Below are 16,720 nucleotides of genomic sequence, written 5' to 3' on the forward strand. Positions count from 1 at the left end.
ATGGCGGGGCGTCTTGTTTCATCATTAAACCGAAAATTGCTTCGTGATTTATGGAAAATCAAAGGGCAATTGGTTGCGATTGTGCTTGTGATGGCGTCCGGCATTATGTCTTTTGTTTTATCCTTTGGGGTGATTGATAGTTTGGAACTGGGCCGTGATGTTTATTATGACAGGTATCAATTCGCCGAAGTGTGGGCGGGGGCGAAACGAGTTCCCGATAATGTACGTGAACAGATTGCCGAAATTGATGGTGTTACCCGTTTTGAAACACGCGTGACGTTCGGCGGAATTGTTCAGGTGGACGGTATGGAAGAACCAGCCACGGGCCGTATTATTTCAGTGCCGGATGGGTATGAGTCGACATTAAATAAACTTTATCTAAAGCAGGGCAGATGGTTACTACCTGACGAGGAAGATGCAATTCTAGCAAGCGAAGCATTCGTAAATGCCCATGAATTTATCCTTGGTGATACTGTGGATATGATCATCAATGGGAAAAAACGAACATTAAAAATCGTTGGTGTGGTTTTAAGCCCGGAATATGTTTATGCCATGGGACCGGGGGCGTTAATTCCTGATGATAAAAGGTTTGGTGTTTTTTGGATGAGCCGCCGTGCGCTCGAGGCTGCCGTAAATATGGATGGTGCCTTTAACGATGTTTCCTTAATGCTTGGTCGCGATGCAAATGTTAGTGATGTAAAAAGCGAACTGGACCGGATTTTAAAGCCATACGGTGGCTTGATTTCATTTGACCGCAGCGAACAAATGTCAAACTGGTTTGTGGAAAATGAGCTTACCCAGCTTGAGACAACAGGAAGTATCACACCAGTGATCTTTTTAGCGGTGGCAGCATTTTTAATTAATGTTGTGATGACCAGACAGGTTGCAACACAGCGCGTACAAATCGGTATGTTAAAGGCCGTTGGTTATCGGGAAAGTGAAATTGCCCTTCATTTCTTGAAAATGGTAATGGTCATTGTGTCAATTGGCAGTGTCATCGGCCTTATTGGTGGTGTTTGGTTGGGCGCAGGTCTATTGGAACTTTATGGGACTTATTTCCGCTTCCCGGATCTTAGATATATTTATTCAATTGATGTAATGGTATTTGCCGTTTTTCTTTGTGCAGGGTCAGCAACCGCAGGAACATGGATCGCAATGAAACAAGCAGCAAGCTTACCACCCGCAGAAGCAATGCGACCGGAATCACCAACAGAATTTAAAGAAACTATTCTGGAACGCATTGGCGTTGACAGGATTTTTTCGTTTTTAAGTCGTATTGTTCTGCGCCAAGTCGAAAGAAGGCCGATACGGGCATTACTATCGTCTATTGGTGTCGGGTTTGCACTTTCCATACTGATATTTGCAAACAGCTTAAATGACAGCGTTATTCATATGATGAATATCCAATATGATGTTGGTAACCGCGAAGATTTAATGCTTAGTTTCGTTGAACCACGCCATAAAAAAGCACTTGAAGAAATTCGCCTTATGCCCGGTGTGATGAAAGTGGAACCCTTACGTGATGTGCCGGTGGAATTAAGTCATGGGCATCTGGCCAAACGCACTGGTATATCCGGAATTATTCCGGAACCCGATCTGCACCGCATGCTGGATCAGGATTTAAACCCGGTAGAGCTTCCGGCGAATGGCTTTATTCTTTCCAGAAAACTGGCGGAAATATTAAATGTCCAGATCGGGGATGTGGTTAAGGCTGATGTTCTTGAGGAAAAACGCCCCGAATTATATTTACCCGTCACAGCCATTTATGATGAATTTATGGGTATTGGTGCGATGATGGATATTGAACGGGTTAATTCGCTTCTTAACGAAGGGCCGGTTGTAACTGGTGCCGCATTGATGATTGATCCAAACTGGAATGGGCCGCTTTATCAAAATATCAAAGAAATTCCATCTATTATCGGCATGACTATGATGGACAAAATGCGTGAAATTTTTGAACAATTGATGGATGAAAATATGATGCGCATGATGGCCGTATATATTGTGTTTGCTGGGATTATCGCATTTGGGGTTATTTATAATACGGCACGAATTGCTTTTTCAGAAAGATCACGTGAACTGGCGAGTCTTCGTGTACTTGGGCTTACGCGGGGTGAGGTGGCCTATATTTTATTTGGTGAACTTGCCATTGTTGTATTGATTGCAATTCCGATTGGTATGTTGCTTGGATACGCAATGGTGGCTGGTATGATCGAAAGTCTTGATACGGAACTGTTCCGAATACCTTTATATATCAAAAGTAATACATATGCTTATGCAGTGATCGTTGTACTCATAAGCACGCTTATTTCATTTTATCTTGTTTGGCGACAGGTCGATAAAATTGACCTTGTAACCGCCCAAAAGGGAGTTGAATAACAATGAAAAAAATCAAACTCTATATCAAAATTGCACTTGGTGTTTTTGCGCTTGGGATGCTGGTATTTGCCTTAATGCCAAATCCTGTGCTTGTTGATATTGGCCGTGTGGAACGTGGTGATGTTCTTGTATCCCTTGATGGTGAAGGGAAAACAAAAATTCGCGATATTTACGTCGTTTATTCACCCATTGAAGGGCGCGTGACACGCATTGAAAGAGAACAGGGCGACAGTGTTGCTGCTGGTGAAACGGTTATTGCTAACATGCGCCCTGCCGACCCGAGGTTTATTGATAGCCGCACTGAAATTCAGGCGCAGGCCGATATTCAGGGTGCCGAAGCGGCCCTTGGGTTTGAAGTCGCGAAATTAGAACGCGCAGAAGCAGAACTTGAATTTGCGAAAGCGGAACTGGAAAGAACAAAAAGATTATATGATAATGGCAATGTTTCTATAGCGAGGTTGGAACGCGCGCAATTGACATTAAGGCTTCGTGAAACCGAATTAAATACTGCGAAATCCGGTATGGTCGTGGCAGATAGTGTTCTAGCGGCAGCAAAAGCAAGGCTAGTTCAGCCAAGTGATAATCAAGGCGCGGATAGTAGTACGCTGGTGGTACGGGCCCCCGTATCCGGAAAAGTATTAAGGCTTCTTCATGAAAGTGAAGGGGTAATCCCGGCGGGTACACCACTTGTTGAGGTTGGAAATCCGGAAGATTTGGAAATTGTCATTGAAATGCTTTCGCGCGACGCGGTGAAGGTAGAAGCCGGTGATACTGCCCTTATTAAAAGATGGGGTGGTGATGAGGATATACTGGCACAGGTACGTGTTGTTTCACCGTCCGGTTTTACTAAAATTTCTGCACTTGGTGTCGAAGAACAGCGTGTGAATGTTTATCTTGATTTCATTGATCCAATTGAAAAATGGCGGGGGCTTGGCGATGCGTTCCGGGTAGAAGCAAGTATAATCGTTGATCAGTCAAGTGATGTTTTATATGTCCCCATCAGTGCATTATTTAGATACGAGGAAAATTGGAACGCTTTTGTTGTTGAAGATGGCATTGCTATTAGAAGAGAAGTCGAAATAGGAAAAATGAATGATCAAATGGCCGAGATAAAAAAAGGCCTGGATGATGGGGGAGAGGTGATCATACATCCAGGCTCAAATATTTCAGATGGGGTTAGAGTAGAACAGCGCTAGTTCAGTCTATTTTTCTGGAGGTACTTACCCATCGTGAATATTCGTAAGTAAGGAGAGAGCTTTTCTTTGTCTTTTTCTTCGAGGTCAAGATACACTGTGTAGAATCTTTCTTCTAGCGATTCTAGTGCATCTATTTTCTTCACATCTGACAAATTAGCTCCTGGGAAAGCGGTTGTGTATAACCGTCCTACATATTCCAACGTCATAAACATTAAGGCAATCTCAGTCGAGTTGTCGGCAATTGTATTATACATTTCCGCTTCTCTTACCATTTGTTCATTTAGCGTTGCAGCTTTCATTGTCATCTCCTTAACTTTTGTAATCCCAAAATACTCATTTAATTCAGTACATTATTGTAAAGGTAGGCAGTGATTTCTTCACAAGATGTATTTATAATATATGTTATATAACATGTATTGTAAATACTTTTTATCAAAAAAATCGTTATTTTCAGCGGGCTTTAGGGTTATCTATTTATAAAGGTTAATAAAAAGTTAAAAAAAGAACTTGCTAAATATATACCTTTTCTATACTTAACCTCGCTGATTAAGCCTTTTTATTACAGAATTGTGACAAGGAAGATTTTGAAGTGATTAATGAGTATGAGTATCCCGCAGAAATGCCGGAAATACATATCGATGATAATATTGCTATTATTGATTTTGGCACTACCATAATTACGCCAGCACATTTGGTGCATTGTTCTGCACAAAGACGAAAGTTAAGGCCGGGCGAAAAAATGCCAGTTATGTTAATCGGTGAATTTGCCACTGATATTTTTGGTGAAATCTCAAACCTTGGTAGTAATCCTTGGATCGTGGAAGTTACAAAAGCGGTAGCGCTCGTAGCAACAGCGAATATCGGATCTGTAATCGGCGAAATTTACATGAAATTGCAAAATAACCCTTATCCGACAAAATTATTCAACGAAAGAAGCGAAGCAAAAGAATGGCTTTTAAGTCACGTTAATATTTAAGCTGATTTTGCGTTTTCTCTATCGTAATTGTTTCTTGCTAAATAGACGCTGCTTGCATTTTCCTCATTCCATGTAACAAGTGCTTTGAAAACGGGTTGCAAAGAATTTGCAAGTTCTGTTCGTTCATATTCAACACGTGGTGGTATTTCGGCATATTGTTTTCTAATGACAAGGCCGTCTCTAATAAGCTCTCTTAATTGTTGTGTGAGCATTTTTTGAGAAACGCTTCCCACCAATCTTTTTAATTCATTAAAACGAATTGGCCCATTTTGTAGATGCCAAAGAATTTCCGGCTTCCAACGTCCGGCAATGATTTCCAGAGTACCACCGATAGGGCAGGATGCATTTTCAAGTATTCTTACCATTTTGTCATCTTTCTAAAATTATTTACAATAGTTACCAAAAGGTACCTAGTTGACTTTATATACTAATGGCTTACATGATCAATATCAAGAAAGAAAATTCTTAAGATTAAAGGAGAATATTATGGGTATTGAAATTTTAAAAAGAGATGACTTGCCACTTGGTGGATTTGCAGGGCTTACTGAAAAAAGATTGATCGTTGATCAGAAAGTCGGTGGTTATGCTGATACATGGAATGGAATTGGCAGTTTAGTATATTTGGCTGATGCCAATTTCCAACCTTTCGGTGAAACGAGAATGCACCCACATAAGGAAATTGATGTGATTTCAGTTATGGTCGAAGGAAACATAGCCCATGAAGGGTCACTTGAACATGGTGGATCATTAAGTAGGAACCAAGTACAGGTTCAACGCGCTGGCGGTGAAGGGTTTAAACATAATGAAATTAACCCTGATGATGTTGAAAATCGTATGATCCAGTTATGGGTATTGCCGGAAAATGCCGGCGAGCCAGCAAGTTACAAACTTTATACACCTGATGAGGGGAAACTAAACCGTGTATACGGCGGTAAAAGAGGTAACCCTGATTATATGGATAGTCATACCATTATGGAAATTGGTCTATTTAAAAATGGTGAAGAGTTTAATGTCGATGGCGAAGCGATATTATATCTTACGCGCGGTACCATGTCTTTAAAAGGACAAGGGCAAATTACAGACGGTGATTTAATCCGTGGTAATGACCTCTCTTTTGAAGCAACCAGCGATGATGTGCAGGTTATCGTAATTCGTGAGGAATAATAGATTTTCTTCTTTCTCTATCCTGGTCCATAAGCTAGTGTAACGCCAAGTTTTGGACCAGAAGGAGAGAGGCATGGATAAGTTAACAGTTGGACTGGCGCAGATGGCGCCTGTATGGCTTAACCGGGGAAAAATACTTGAAAAAGTGATTGATTATATCAATGAGGCAGGCGAGAAATCGCTTGAGCTTATTGCCTTTGGTGAAGCACTGGTTCCGGGATATCCATTCTGGATTGAACCAACGGGTGGTGCAAGGTTTAATGCCAAGGACCAAAAAGAACTTCATGCACTTTATATGAAGGAAGCCGTGCAAATTGAAGCAGGTCATTTGGATGCGGTTTGCGCTGCTGCAAAAAAGAATAATGTCGCCCTTTACTTAGGCATTATTGAGCGGGCAAAAAATCGTGGTGGCCATAGTCTTTATTGCACAATGGTTTATATCAATAAAGATGGTGAAATTTGTTCCACACACCGCAAATTAATGCCGACCTATGAAGAACGTCTGACATGGTCACCGGGTGATGGCCATGGTTTAAGGGTTCATGAACTTGGTGCCTTTACGGTCGGTGGTTTAAATTGTTGGGAAAACTGGATGCCCTTACCGCGTGCGGCGCTTTACGGCATGGGCGAAGATCTTCATGTGGCGATTTGGCCGGGTGGTGATCATAACACCCATGATATTACCCGCCATATGGCAAAAGAAGGCAGATCATATGTCATGTCCGTTTCGGGATTGATGCGCGCAAGCGACTTTCCTGATGATACACCTTACCTTGATGAAATTTTGAATGGCGCAGGCAATAAAGAATATTTTGCAAATGGTGCATCATGTTTAAGTGCACCAAACGGTGAATGGGTCATTGAGCCACAAATCGGTGAAGAAGGGCTTTATGTAGCGGAAATCGATCATGCCCGCGTGCGCGAAGAACGCCAGAATTTTGATCCCGCGGGTCATTATTCAAGGCCGGATGTAACCAAACTGGTCGTTGACAGGCGTCGTCAGTCTACGATAGAAATTATAGAAGATTGATTTAAAAAAAAGGGGGGGGATATGCTCAAAAATATAATATTTATATTCTGTATAATTGGTTTTCAAAATGTATTGGCACAAGGTCAGCTGACAGAAGAAAACGATCTAAGTCCCGTAGAAGATTTACCAACGGAACTTGCAGAAACGAGAGGGGCAAAAATATATTTAAAAGATCAATATGCTTGGAAAGCATCAGATATTCTATTTAGCGACCCTAACCGTGATTTAAATAAATTACGAGGATGGATAACTAAAGATACACACAAGACAGCTAGTACTTATTTTATCGGAATAGAAGATGATGGAACGTACTTTATCAAATATCAGGTGGATTTTGATGAATATATGAATGGTACGCTGGTTGAACCGATAGAAATCACTGAAGATATAAGTAATATGTTTGAAGCCAGAATGACATCTTTAATGTCAATGAAGAACATGTGTAGTCAGACATATAATTCTGTTGTGTTGGAAGAAAACGGGAAAATAATAATTTATTGGTTAGCAGGAACCAAAGTTCATGGCGAAATTCCAATAGGTGGCCATTACCGATTTACGTTTAATAAAGGTGAGAAAGATTTTATACGTAAAGAACGGCTTTCAAATTCTTGTTTAACGATAAGTCCTGAAAAGAATGAAGAAGAAATGGAAGCCGAACCAGTGATGACGATGTTTTCGCATGTCGTTTCAAAGAAGCCACAAGATGTACATATATTTTTGAATCTACTATATGGTGATATGAGCGTGTTGGCAGACGAAAAAATATATGTCCTTCAAAACGGCAGGGTTACTCATGAAATGACAATGAATGTAGAAAATTAAATATTATTGAAGGGGAAGAAAAATGAAAAAGATATTTTTAGCCGTAATGGGATTGATGGTGGCAACTGTCGCAAACGCGCAAAATCCAAAAGTAAAAATGATTACGGAAAAGGGCGAGATTATCGCAGAGCTTTATGCTGATAAAGCGCCCATCAGTGTTGCCAATTTCCTGCGTTATGTAGATGCAAAAGGATATGACAATGCGACTTTTTTCCGTGCTGTGCGTATGGATAATCAAATTCAGAATAAAATCAAAATCGAAGTGGTTCAAATTGGTGTTGATGACAGTGTTGAACATTTTGATCCGATCCCGCTTGAACGGACCCGTGATACGGGCATAAATCATGTCGATGGAACGCTATCTATGGCCCGTGGTGGCGCGGATACGGCAACAGCATCATTTTCTATTGCGATAAATGAAAATCCAAATCTTGATTTTGGTTCCATGCGTGCGTCTGATGGTCAGGGATTTGCGGCCTTTGGTCGTGTAATTAGCGGTATGGAAATCGTTAGGGAAATACAGTTGGCCGAAACCGTCCCGCCTGCCGATCCTGATAATCTGGAATTTACGGCCGGGCAAATGATTGTTAATCCAGTTGTTATTCATACGATAGAGCGTTTAGAATAATGAACAAAACCGCACCGGTAGTTCGTCCCTCAACAGATGATGATATCGGGGCGGTTCAGCGTATTTATGAATATGAAGTGTTAAACGGCACGGCGACATTTGATAAAGTGCCGCCGACCGTAGAAGACTTAGTGATAAAAAGACAGGCAATTATTGACCAAGGGTTCCCACACTTTGTGGCCGAAATAAATGACCTTGTTGTTGGGTATTCTTATGTTTCACTTTATAGACAACGTTCCGCATATTCACAAACGGTTGAAAACGCGATTTATATTGATCCGGATTATCGGGGGCAGGGCGTCGCGTCTGCCCTGATGAAAGAATTACTGGATAAATGCCAAGAGTTAAATTTAAAGCAGGTTATAGCGGTTATTGGTGATAGTGAAAATCATGGATCTATAAAGCTTCATTCAAACTTAGGGTTTAGAAAAGTTGGAACCATGGAAAAGGTTGGGTTTAAATTTGACCGCTGGATCGATGTGGTTTTGATGCAAAAATCACTTTGATTTTATCAATCAACTACCTTTTCGATTTCATCAATTATTAGACTTTCATGGTTAGTTGGCTTTAACTCTTTCCATCTATTTTTAACGTATATTACATTCAACGTGTAAATTATTATAGGCAGAATTGCTTCCAATACATCACCTATTATTAGTTGAGAAAAAATAGAAATACCATATAAACCTAATCCAACAATCCAAGGCCATTTATATCTTTTATAAATAAACCAAGATAATGGTAAAAAGATAACTAGGGTTAATACGAAAGGAATCAACATCAGCATGTTTGCGGTAGTTATTATGGATGTAATTAGCAATAATAGAATTGTTAAAGGATAAGAAACACCCATGCTTATAGCATTAAAATATCCCCATCTGTAAGGCCTAGCAGTTGGTTCATTTTCGCGTAATTTTTTATTTAAATGAAAAGCGAAAAAAATTGGGATTACAAAAATGATTAAAAGTATTAAAATCTGTGGAATGCTAGGTGACATGTTTCCCCCCAATAATCGAAAATATCATAATAGAACCATAGTGATCCGCAAGATGTGAGTCAAAAATTATTTTTTCTTGCGCTTTTTATATCTGGCTATCGCAACAGGGGTAAAGAGAACACCAGCGACAATAAGCACAATTAAAATTTTTACGATAAACCACATTGAATTCATTCCTCTTAATTCTTGGAAAATATAAACAGGGGACTGATATTGTCAACAGGCATAAGAGAAGTTCATAAACCGCTCAGGTCATGCAGTTAAAAATAACATGAGGGACAAATGCATATCTGTAATTCTGGTGTCATAATATTCGTTATTCTAGATAAAAAAGTTTGATCTTATTGGGAGTTATGAAAAATGATCAAGGCTATTACCAATTTCATGTTTCTTTTTGTTATCGCAGTGGTTTTATCCGGCTGCGATGATCGACAAGAAATTGATGATAAATTCACCATCGCCGTTATTCCAGATACGCAATATTATGTGGATTTTACCAGACAAAAAAATGAAGGTTATCCCATTAATGCCGCCGATCTGTTTATTCAGCAAATGGAATATGTTGCTGTAAATAGTGAACAAAATGGTGGTGAGATTGTTTTTACGACTGCCGTTGGTGACATATGGCAAAATTACGAAATCGGCATGGATGAAGCCCATAAAAAACGCGGTTTAAAACAATTGCCGCGTGAAACGAACTTGCCCGCGGAAAAGGTAAATGCCGGGGTACGTGATTTCGAACTTCCCTTAACCAAAAAAGGGTACGATATGATTGCCAGAACGGGGATGCCGTTCTCTGTGGCGCCTGGAAACCATGACTATCAATATTGGTGGACGGTTAATCCTGTGCCGAATGATCCGGTGGCTACGGCAAAACTTATCGAAGAAAAGGCAAGGCCCAATACTCATATTGGCGGATATGATACTTTTAATGGCGTCTTTGGGCCGGATAGCCATTATTTTAAAGACAAGGATTGGTATATCAGCAGCTTTAATGGTGGTGTTAATAGTGCGCAGATATTTGAAGCTGGCGGCTATCGCTTTCTACATTTTGCCTTTGAAATGCAGGCTGGGGATGATGTGCTTGAATGGGCGCAAGGTGTTATTGATGCAAATCCGGGGCTGCCGACAATTATGTCGACCCATGATTATTTGAATCCGCGTGGCGAAAGAAAGCCTGCATCACCATTGGATCTAGCAAAATATGACCCGCTTGGTCATAACAGTGCAGAAGACATCTGGAATGACTGGATTAAGAAAAATGATCAGATTTTTATGATTTTATCCGGCCATCATATTGGGCAATCAATTCGAACAGATAAGAATGAAGCGGGGCTTGAGGTTTATCAGGTTTTAAGTGATTTTCAGGGAAGAGGAAAAGTCGTTAATCAGGATGGTGATACAAAACGTCTGGATAGGACAGGTGATGGCTGGCTTCGATTAATGGAATTTGACTTTAGCGAAAAAGTGCCACACATTAACGTTCGTACTTATTCGACATATTTCAAAAAATATTCTTATGAAGTTCCTGAATATGTTAGTTGGTATCGGGATATAGAACAAAAAGGAATGAGCGATCAGGAATTTCTGAACGCAGATCATTTCCAAATCGAATTAAGTGATTTCAAACAAAGGTTTGGAGATCCAAGATTATAACGTTGAAAGGAAATCAGGCGTCATGACACATAAATTAAACCGCCGTACGATACTTGAGCGTATGGCGATGGTGACGGGTGGCGCTATTTCTTTAACAATTGTCGCAGCATGTGATGGCGGAGTGAGTGTTCCGGACAATGTTGATGGTCTTGAACTTAAAGCATTGAATGAAGCACATCTAAATCTGATTGGTGATATTGCCGATATGATAATTCCAGATACTGATACGCTGGGTGCAAAATCAGTAAATGTACATTATTTGATCGATGAACTTGCGGCCAATTGGATGACCGCAGATGAAAAGGTGGATTTTCTCGCCGAATTAACAAGGCTGGATGAAAATATCAAAGCTAAATATGGGATGACTTTTTCAGAGCTTGATCAAGAAGGGCGTGGTCGCGTACTTGATTCATTGGGATTGGAAATGCTTGCGTCATCACAAGGTGGGCAAATACCTGGCTCTGCTAATATAGAAACAAGAAAGCATATATATTTGGAACTTCGTGAACTAATTATATTCGGATATTACACATCCGAGGTTGGTGCGAGCGAAGAATTAAATTACGATCCTGTACCGGGTGAATTTAAAGGTTGTATTCCGCTTGAAAGTGTTGATGGTAAAGCCTGGTCTACTTAAGTTAATTCGTACATAAAGCACTGTGATAACCGGGAAATGGTTATTCAAATATAAAAATGGGGAATAGGGGCAATAAACTTGGATATGAGTAAACAACCATCATTTTTGCATTCTGCCATCTGTTTTGGCGGAATTATCGTCATGATCATTACCGGGTTGATCGTTTATAGTATTCCCATTCATGTAATTATTATTTTAGCAATCGTCTGGACCGCGGTGCATTCATATTTTCTGGGTTACCGTTTTCCAGAAATGAAAGCCGCGATGAGCAAAGGGATAGAACGTGGCTTAAGCGCCATGTATATTTTTATTCTAATCGGTGTTGTAATTGCTTCATATCTTGAAAGTGGCACGATCACGAGCATTGTTTATTATAGTCTGGATTTGATCAGTCCATCTGTCTTTTTGCCTGCGGGTCTTTTGATTTGTAGCTTTATGTCACTTGCAGTAGGGACCAGTTGGGGGACGGTTGGTACGGCTGGTGTGATCCTCATCGGTGTTGGTTCTGCTATGGGAATTCCGCTTCCTATCGTTGCTGGTGCTGTTGTATCAGGTGCGACATTTGGTGATAAATTATCCCCTGTTTCTGACACCACGAACCTTGCTGCGGTGGCGGCCGGAACGGATCTTTATAAACACATAAAATCAATGATTTATACAACCATTCCGACGTATGTTATTTGTATTGTTTTATTTGCATTGGTGGGTATGCAATATTCCGCCGATAGTGTTGCAAAAGAAGGGATAGAAGCTTTCCAAAGCGCAATCGCAGATAATTATATCGTTAGTATCTGGAGCTTATTACCGCTTGTTGTATTGTTTACGCTGAGTATGCGTAAAAAAGCAGCTGAAATTGCAATGATTTCAAGCGTGGGTATGGCGGTTTTATTGGCGCTATTCTTACAGGATCGTTCCATATTTGATGTTCTGATAAATCTGCATGTTGGGCATTCAGCGGAAACCGGTCATGCGGGTTTAAATTCACTTGTTAATCGTGGTGGTGTGATGAGCATGATGGAAACATTGTCGATGACATTATTCGCACTTGCGCTTGGCGGGTTGCTTGATAAAGGCGGTTACTTAAGGTCTTTACTGACGGGAATACTGGATTTGATTAGGTCAGTATTTGCGCTTATGTTGGCGACAATTTGCACGGGTATTCTCGCATGCTGCAGCATGGGCGAAAGTTATATTTCGATCATTGTAACGTCGCAGCTCTTTAAGAAAAAATATGAAGAAATGAAACTAAAACCGTATATGCTTTCAAGATCGGTGGAAGAAAGCACAACAATGTCTTCACCGCTGATCCCTTGGTCAACGGCGGGTGCATTCTATTTTGGTGCAATGGGTATTCCGGTCTTAGATTATTTGCCATATACGTTTTTGAATTTACTAAACCCAATAGTATCGCTTGTGATGACATATTTCGGAATTGCTGTATTCCGTGAAGTTAAAAAAGAGCTGGAAATCCAATCCGCAAAATAGCCTATCTAGATTTGTTCTTTACTTTCTGCTACGGTGTTTTTGTTGTAAATTAATTTATGATAAATAAGGACTTCATAAAGTTATGAGTTCTTTAACTATTATATTCTATGTTATTTGGAAGTTTGGATAACCAATTTGGGGGAGAAGCGGATCCTTAAGTTGACTGTAATAGTACCAATTTGCGTTTTACGCTCAAAAATAAATGCGGTTATATATAGTTTATTATGCATTTTTCTAATTGCTGAAAGTGCATTTGGTCAATCATCTTCAAATGAATTTACTCTCACTCAGGAAGAGCAAATTTGGGTTTCTGAAAACCCTGTTATTACGGCGACCAATACTGTTCATTGGGCGCCTCTTGATTTTGTGCAGGGTGGCGAACCAGCTGGTTTTTCAATAGATTACTTAAATTTGATTGCATCAAAGGTCGGTTTAACATTTGAATTTGTGAACGGATATACTTTTGATGAATTGATGACTATGGTCCGTGATAGAGAGATTGATATCACACATGGTATCAGTATCACAGAAGATCGTCAGGGATATTTGAATTTCACAGATTCATATTTAGAGCTGCCGACAGCATATTTTGGTAGAACAGGATCGGAAAAAGTAAATTCATTAGATGATCTACGTGGAAAACGTATTGGTGTTATTAAAGGATATTTAAGAGAGCAGCTTTATGGCGATCTTTTCCCGGACCTTCAAACTGTTTCTTATGACACTTCCAAGGATGCTCTTCTAGGACTTTCTGCCGGTGATATTGATGTTTTTGCAGACAATCTTCCGGTTGCCAGATATTTAATTTCTAAGCATTTTATCACTGATGTAGAGGTGATAGGCGGAGAGTTCCTGCCGGAATTGAATGAAGATAATCAATTAAGAATTGCCGTTAGAAACGATTGGCCCGTATTATATTCAGTATTACAAAAAGGTATGCTTGCGGTATCTGATAGGGAATATATCGAACTGGCGAATAAATGGCAGGCACGATACCGGGAAAGTAATCTTGATATCGGTCTTTCTGATGATGAAATTGAATGGTTAAGCAATAATCCTGTCATTAAGGTTGCGCTGGATCAATATCTCGCGCCATTTGAAATTGTTGATAAAGATGGCAGTATCAGCGGTATTGTTGGGGATTATTTTAAGATTTTCTCTGAACGATTGAATGTAGAGTTCGAATGGGTCGGCAATGAAAACTTTAGTGAAGGTCTTGAAATGGTCAGGACGGGTGAAGCGGACGTTGTTGCACATGTTACCCCCACAGTTGATCGCAGAAAATATTTAGAATTTACAGATACATTTTTAACTCCATCAATCGTTATATTCGCAAGAGAGGGCGAACAAGTATTCGGAAATTTGGGGGCTATGGCCGGGTATAGTGCTGCTATGCCAAGATAAGCTCGAACATGTTTTAAATCCGTTTGAACAAATCAACGAAGCATATGATATTAATGAAGAGGGCACCGGACTTGGTTTATCTATCATTAAAAACTTTACAGAACTGCATGGCGGCATGTTTAAATTGAAAAGCAAGGTCGATGAGGGAACTCAAGCCTTAATTTCTATTCCAACGAGTAGAGTTGTAAATTAAGGCTTAAGTATTCATGTGCGAGGGCTATAGATTTTCAAAGAATGTCGGGTTTCTGCCACCAATAACTATGTCAAACCTGTAACCGCAATCAAAGTCTTCGCCCGTAGTTTCATATTCAACGCCTATATTCTTATCAAAATTATCACCCATTAAGATACGCATAGGATCGGTATCATTATGCGGGTCATCTTTAAAATACATTTGTGTAATCATGCGTGAAGATCCGCCACGAATGGAAAAATGGATGTGTTTCGGGCGCCAGCGGCCGATATCAGGGCGGGCAAGATATTCACCCGGGCGGATGGTCCAAAATTCATAATTGCCGTCATTGTCACTTAATGTGCGACCTATACCGAGGAAGTTTGGATCAAGCTGTAAACCGGAATGATCCTCAATATGAGTGTAGCGTCCATATTTATTGGCATTCCATACTTCGACCAGTGAATTTCTGAGCGGGCGGCCATATTCATCCATTAGCTTCCCTGTGACCTTAATCGGGTCACCTTCGGCGCGTGGGCGACCAGGGGCAATACGGGTCATATCCGCTTCAGCAGGGTTGATGCCGTAATTTTGCGGGGCATAAGGGGCAAATGATGCGCGTGCGGCCTCAGGGATTAAATGAAGGCGATTGCGAGGTGTGCGTTCATTTGATGTGTTATCGGTAGGGCCGATTTCAATTTGTCTGCCTAGTTTTGTCATAATATCAGCTCCTAACTCAGTAAATCATCAAAGAATGGTGTTTCATTTTCACCGGCCATTATGATTTCAATTTCATATGAATTGTCTCCAGTGCTTTTGATCATTAGACGGTCACGCAAATTTTCCGGGATTGATTGTAATAATGGGTCGCTTTCATTGGCCGGATTGCCTTCAAAAAATAGTTGCGTAACCACTCGCATGATACCATCAGAAAAAATCGTAAGCGTGATGTTCGGGGCGCGGTCACCGCTTTTTCCAGGCTTAATAGTTGTCAGCTGAAAATTACCGTCCTTTGAACGTGTGCGTGCATATCCGGTAAACCACGGGTCCAGATCAGGGTGTGTTTCAGTATCAGGACGACGGTAAATGCCATCTGCATTTGCTTGCCAAAACTCAAGCAATACGCCATTAGCTAAATTGCCATTTATATCTTTAACAGAACCACTTATGGTTATTTTCTCACCTTTTGGTTTATGTATAATGCCTGACCTGACCGCTGTCATATCCATACTATCGTTGTCACAAAGCGATATTGGGTAGTATGGCCCAAGGGTATCTTCGTTTGTGGCAATGAGGCGGTTGCTTTTTCCGCTTGATTGTGTCATTTCTATTCCTTAAGTTTTGTATATAAAACAATACTGGTTTAAATAATTGAGCAATTGATGACTGAAACGCTTCATAAAAATCATGATAGATATTTTATTCCCGGCTTGTCCAGAGGGCTTAAAGTCCTCGAGATCATTGCCGAGGCAAAAAAGCCGCTTACAATCGCTGAAATTGGCAAAAAGCTTGGCGTTTCCCGCTCTTCTGCTTTTCGCATTACATATACCCTTGAATATCTTGGTTTTTTGCTGACTGACCAGTCCGGCAAACTTTATTCGCTTGGCCCGCGCGTCATGGGGCTTGGTTTTTCTTATCTGAATGATCAAGGGATCATTAATATCGCAAGACCGCATCTTGAAAAACTTCGTGATCTTACAAAAGTATCCAGCCATCTTGCTATACGTGATGGGGCAGAGGTTCTTTATCTTGATAATATTGCCCCAAACACGTCGTTTGTCAGTAACATTTCTACTGGTGAGCGCAGGCCCGTTTATGCCAGCGTTCTTGGTTGGATGTTGCTTGCCGGACTTGGGGATAGTGAAATCATTGATATCTTTGGCGATGATGAATTTACCATTTTGACGGAACATACGCCAAAAACGATTGATGAATTGATTGCGAATGTCAGAAAAGTTTCCGTTGCGGGATATGCCGTTTCGCGTGGGTTTGTACAAAAGGGCGGATCGACCATCACTGCGCCTATTAAAGACGAGAGCGGTAAAATCATTGCAGTGATTGATATTTCCGGTCCTGATAGTGCCTATGATTTTGAAAAAATGGACAGCTTTTATGTGCCGGCGGTGGTTGAAACCGCCAGCGAAATTTCCAGAAGTCTGGGTTATAAAAGCTAA

Annotated in this window: 19 protein-coding genes; 14 read left to right on the plus strand and 5 right to left on the minus strand. The window is 40.6% G+C overall.

All coding sequences use genetic code 11. The features are described from left to right. Both KW060_RS05830 and KW060_RS05835 read left to right on the plus strand, forming a co-directional pair. Nucleotides 1-2,379: an ABC transporter permease gene (locus tag KW060_RS05830; RefSeq protein ID WP_249035430.1), complete on the plus strand. Its 2,379-nt coding sequence runs from the start codon at nt 1-3 to the stop codon at nt 2,377-2,379. A 2-nt stretch (nt 2,380-2,381) separates the two neighbouring features. Further along, nucleotides 2,382-3,575 (plus strand): efflux RND transporter periplasmic adaptor subunit, encoded by a 1,194-nt coding sequence (locus KW060_RS05835; protein WP_249035431.1) that lies wholly within the window; start codon nt 2,382-2,384, stop codon nt 3,573-3,575. Here the strand turns inward: KW060_RS05835 and KW060_RS05840 are convergent. Then, nucleotides 3,572-3,874, minus strand: a complete 303-nt coding sequence (locus KW060_RS05840) for a hypothetical protein (RefSeq protein ID WP_249035432.1) — start codon at nt 3,872-3,874, stop codon at nt 3,572-3,574. The genes KW060_RS05835 and KW060_RS05840 overlap by 4 nt on opposite strands. Nucleotides 3,875-4,164: 290 nt before the next feature. On the opposite strand from KW060_RS05840, the gene KW060_RS05845 reads away from it, so the two are divergent. Continuing rightward, a complete protein-coding gene (locus tag KW060_RS05845) occupies nt 4,165-4,551 on the plus strand; it encodes a DUF7793 family protein (protein WP_249035433.1) in 387 nt (128 codons plus the stop codon). On the opposite strand, the gene KW060_RS05850 is transcribed toward KW060_RS05845, so the two are convergent. Continuing rightward, nucleotides 4,548-4,916 (minus strand): winged helix-turn-helix transcriptional regulator, encoded by a 369-nt coding sequence (locus KW060_RS05850; protein ID WP_249035434.1) that lies wholly within the window; start codon nt 4,914-4,916, stop codon nt 4,548-4,550. The genes KW060_RS05845 and KW060_RS05850 overlap by 4 nt on opposite strands. A 121-nt stretch (nt 4,917-5,037) precedes the next feature. Here KW060_RS05850 and KW060_RS05855 point away from each other — a divergent pair, with 121 nt between their 5' ends. From KW060_RS05855 to KW060_RS05875, 5 genes are all read left to right on the plus strand, one after another. Further along, nucleotides 5,038-5,715, plus strand: a complete 678-nt coding sequence (locus KW060_RS05855; protein ID WP_249035435.1) for a pirin family protein — start codon at nt 5,038-5,040, stop codon at nt 5,713-5,715. A gap of 73 nt (nt 5,716-5,788) precedes the next feature. After that, complete coding sequence (locus KW060_RS05860; protein WP_249035436.1) at nt 5,789-6,745, plus strand: carbon-nitrogen hydrolase family protein; 957 nt, start codon at nt 5,789-5,791, stop codon at nt 6,743-6,745. A gap of 21 nt (nt 6,746-6,766) precedes the next feature. Then, nucleotides 6,767-7,567, plus strand: coding sequence for a hypothetical protein (locus KW060_RS05865; RefSeq protein WP_249035437.1), 801 nt, complete (start codon nt 6,767-6,769; stop codon nt 7,565-7,567). Between the two features lie 22 nt (nt 7,568-7,589). Next, nucleotides 7,590-8,195: a peptidylprolyl isomerase gene (locus tag KW060_RS05870; RefSeq protein WP_249035438.1), complete on the plus strand. Its 606-nt coding sequence runs from the start codon at nt 7,590-7,592 to the stop codon at nt 8,193-8,195. After that, nucleotides 8,195-8,701, plus strand: coding sequence for a GNAT family N-acetyltransferase (locus tag KW060_RS05875; protein WP_249035439.1), 507 nt, complete (start codon nt 8,195-8,197; stop codon nt 8,699-8,701). The genes KW060_RS05870 and KW060_RS05875 overlap by 1 nt, the downstream gene beginning before the upstream one ends. Nucleotides 8,702-8,706: 5 nt before the next feature. Here KW060_RS05875 and KW060_RS05880 read toward each other — a convergent pair whose 3' ends face one another. Then, entirely contained in the window at nt 8,707-9,192 is a 486-nt protein-coding gene (locus KW060_RS05880; RefSeq protein WP_249035440.1) for a hypothetical protein, read from the minus strand. A 360-nt stretch (nt 9,193-9,552) separates the two neighbouring features. Between KW060_RS05880 and KW060_RS05885 the strand changes: the two genes are divergently transcribed. The 5 genes from KW060_RS05885 (at nt 9,553) to KW060_RS05905 (ending at nt 14,567) form a co-directional block, all read left to right on the plus strand. Next, on the plus strand, nt 9,553-10,848 hold the full coding sequence (locus KW060_RS05885; protein WP_249035441.1) for a metallophosphoesterase family protein: 1,296 nt from the start codon (nt 9,553-9,555) through the stop codon (nt 10,846-10,848). A 22-nt stretch (nt 10,849-10,870) separates the two neighbouring features. Further along, complete coding sequence (locus tag KW060_RS05890; RefSeq protein WP_249035442.1) at nt 10,871-11,485, plus strand: gluconate 2-dehydrogenase subunit 3 family protein; 615 nt, start codon at nt 10,871-10,873, stop codon at nt 11,483-11,485. An 84-nt stretch (nt 11,486-11,569) separates the two neighbouring features. Next, entirely contained in the window at nt 11,570-12,970 is a 1,401-nt protein-coding gene (gene nhaC, locus KW060_RS05895; RefSeq protein WP_249035443.1) for a Na+/H+ antiporter NhaC, read from the plus strand. Between the two features lie 159 nt (nt 12,971-13,129). Then, on the plus strand, nt 13,130-14,374 hold the full coding sequence (locus tag KW060_RS05900) for a transporter substrate-binding domain-containing protein (RefSeq protein ID WP_249035444.1): 1,245 nt from the start codon (nt 13,130-13,132) through the stop codon (nt 14,372-14,374). Continuing rightward, nucleotides 14,355-14,567, plus strand: coding sequence for a sensor histidine kinase (locus KW060_RS05905; protein ID WP_249035445.1), 213 nt, complete (start codon nt 14,355-14,357; stop codon nt 14,565-14,567). Before KW060_RS05900 ends, KW060_RS05905 begins: the two co-directional genes overlap by 20 nt. A 24-nt stretch (nt 14,568-14,591) precedes the next feature. On the opposite strand, the gene KW060_RS05910 is transcribed toward KW060_RS05905, so the two are convergent. Further along, on the minus strand, nt 14,592-15,266 hold the full coding sequence (locus KW060_RS05910; protein WP_249035446.1) for a dioxygenase family protein: 675 nt from the start codon (nt 15,264-15,266) through the stop codon (nt 14,592-14,594). A gap of 11 nt (nt 15,267-15,277) precedes the next feature. After that, on the minus strand, nt 15,278-15,871 hold the full coding sequence (gene pcaG, locus KW060_RS05915; RefSeq protein WP_249035447.1) for a protocatechuate 3,4-dioxygenase subunit alpha: 594 nt from the start codon (nt 15,869-15,871) through the stop codon (nt 15,278-15,280). A 57-nt stretch (nt 15,872-15,928) separates the two neighbouring features. Between pcaG and KW060_RS05920 the strand changes: the two genes are divergently transcribed. Then, nucleotides 15,929-16,720: an IclR family transcriptional regulator gene (locus KW060_RS05920; protein WP_249035448.1), complete on the plus strand. Its 792-nt coding sequence runs from the start codon at nt 15,929-15,931 to the stop codon at nt 16,718-16,720.

This window comes from Pseudemcibacter aquimaris, assembly GCF_028869115.1.
Classification (GTDB): domain Bacteria; phylum Pseudomonadota; class Alphaproteobacteria; order Sphingomonadales; family Emcibacteraceae; genus Pseudemcibacter; species Pseudemcibacter aquimaris.

Coding starts and splice junctions, on each gene's coding strand:
- KW060_RS05875 (WP_249035439.1), top strand. CDS start 8,195: ATGAACAAAACCGCACCGGTAGTTCGTCCCTCAACAGATGATGATATC.
- KW060_RS05840 (WP_249035432.1), bottom strand. CDS start 3,874: ATGAAAGCTGCAACGCTAAATGAACAAATGGTAAGAGAAGCGGAAATG.
- KW060_RS05885 (WP_249035441.1), top strand. CDS start 9,553: ATGATCAAGGCTATTACCAATTTCATGTTTCTTTTTGTTATCGCAGTG.
- KW060_RS05830 (WP_249035430.1), top strand. CDS start 1: ATGGCGGGGCGTCTTGTTTCATCATTAAACCGAAAATTGCTTCGTGAT.
- KW060_RS05920 (WP_249035448.1), top strand. CDS start 15,929: ATGACTGAAACGCTTCATAAAAATCATGATAGATATTTTATTCCCGGC.
- KW060_RS05835 (WP_249035431.1), top strand. CDS start 2,382: ATGAAAAAAATCAAACTCTATATCAAAATTGCACTTGGTGTTTTTGCG.
- KW060_RS05870 (WP_249035438.1), top strand. CDS start 7,590: ATGAAAAAGATATTTTTAGCCGTAATGGGATTGATGGTGGCAACTGTC.
- KW060_RS05910 (WP_249035446.1), bottom strand. CDS start 15,266: ATGACAAAACTAGGCAGACAAATTGAAATCGGCCCTACCGATAACACA.
- KW060_RS05850 (WP_249035434.1), bottom strand. CDS start 4,916: ATGGTAAGAATACTTGAAAATGCATCCTGCCCTATCGGTGGTACTCTG.
- KW060_RS05855 (WP_249035435.1), top strand. CDS start 5,038: ATGGGTATTGAAATTTTAAAAAGAGATGACTTGCCACTTGGTGGATTT.
- KW060_RS05890 (WP_249035442.1), top strand. CDS start 10,871: ATGACACATAAATTAAACCGCCGTACGATACTTGAGCGTATGGCGATG.
- KW060_RS05880 (WP_249035440.1), bottom strand. CDS start 9,192: ATGTCACCTAGCATTCCACAGATTTTAATACTTTTAATCATTTTTGTA.
- pcaG (WP_249035447.1), bottom strand. CDS start 15,871: ATGACACAATCAAGCGGAAAAAGCAACCGCCTCATTGCCACAAACGAA.
- KW060_RS05865 (WP_249035437.1), top strand. CDS start 6,767: ATGCTCAAAAATATAATATTTATATTCTGTATAATTGGTTTTCAAAAT.
- nhaC (WP_249035443.1), top strand. CDS start 11,570: ATGAGTAAACAACCATCATTTTTGCATTCTGCCATCTGTTTTGGCGGA.
- KW060_RS05860 (WP_249035436.1), top strand. CDS start 5,789: ATGGATAAGTTAACAGTTGGACTGGCGCAGATGGCGCCTGTATGGCTT.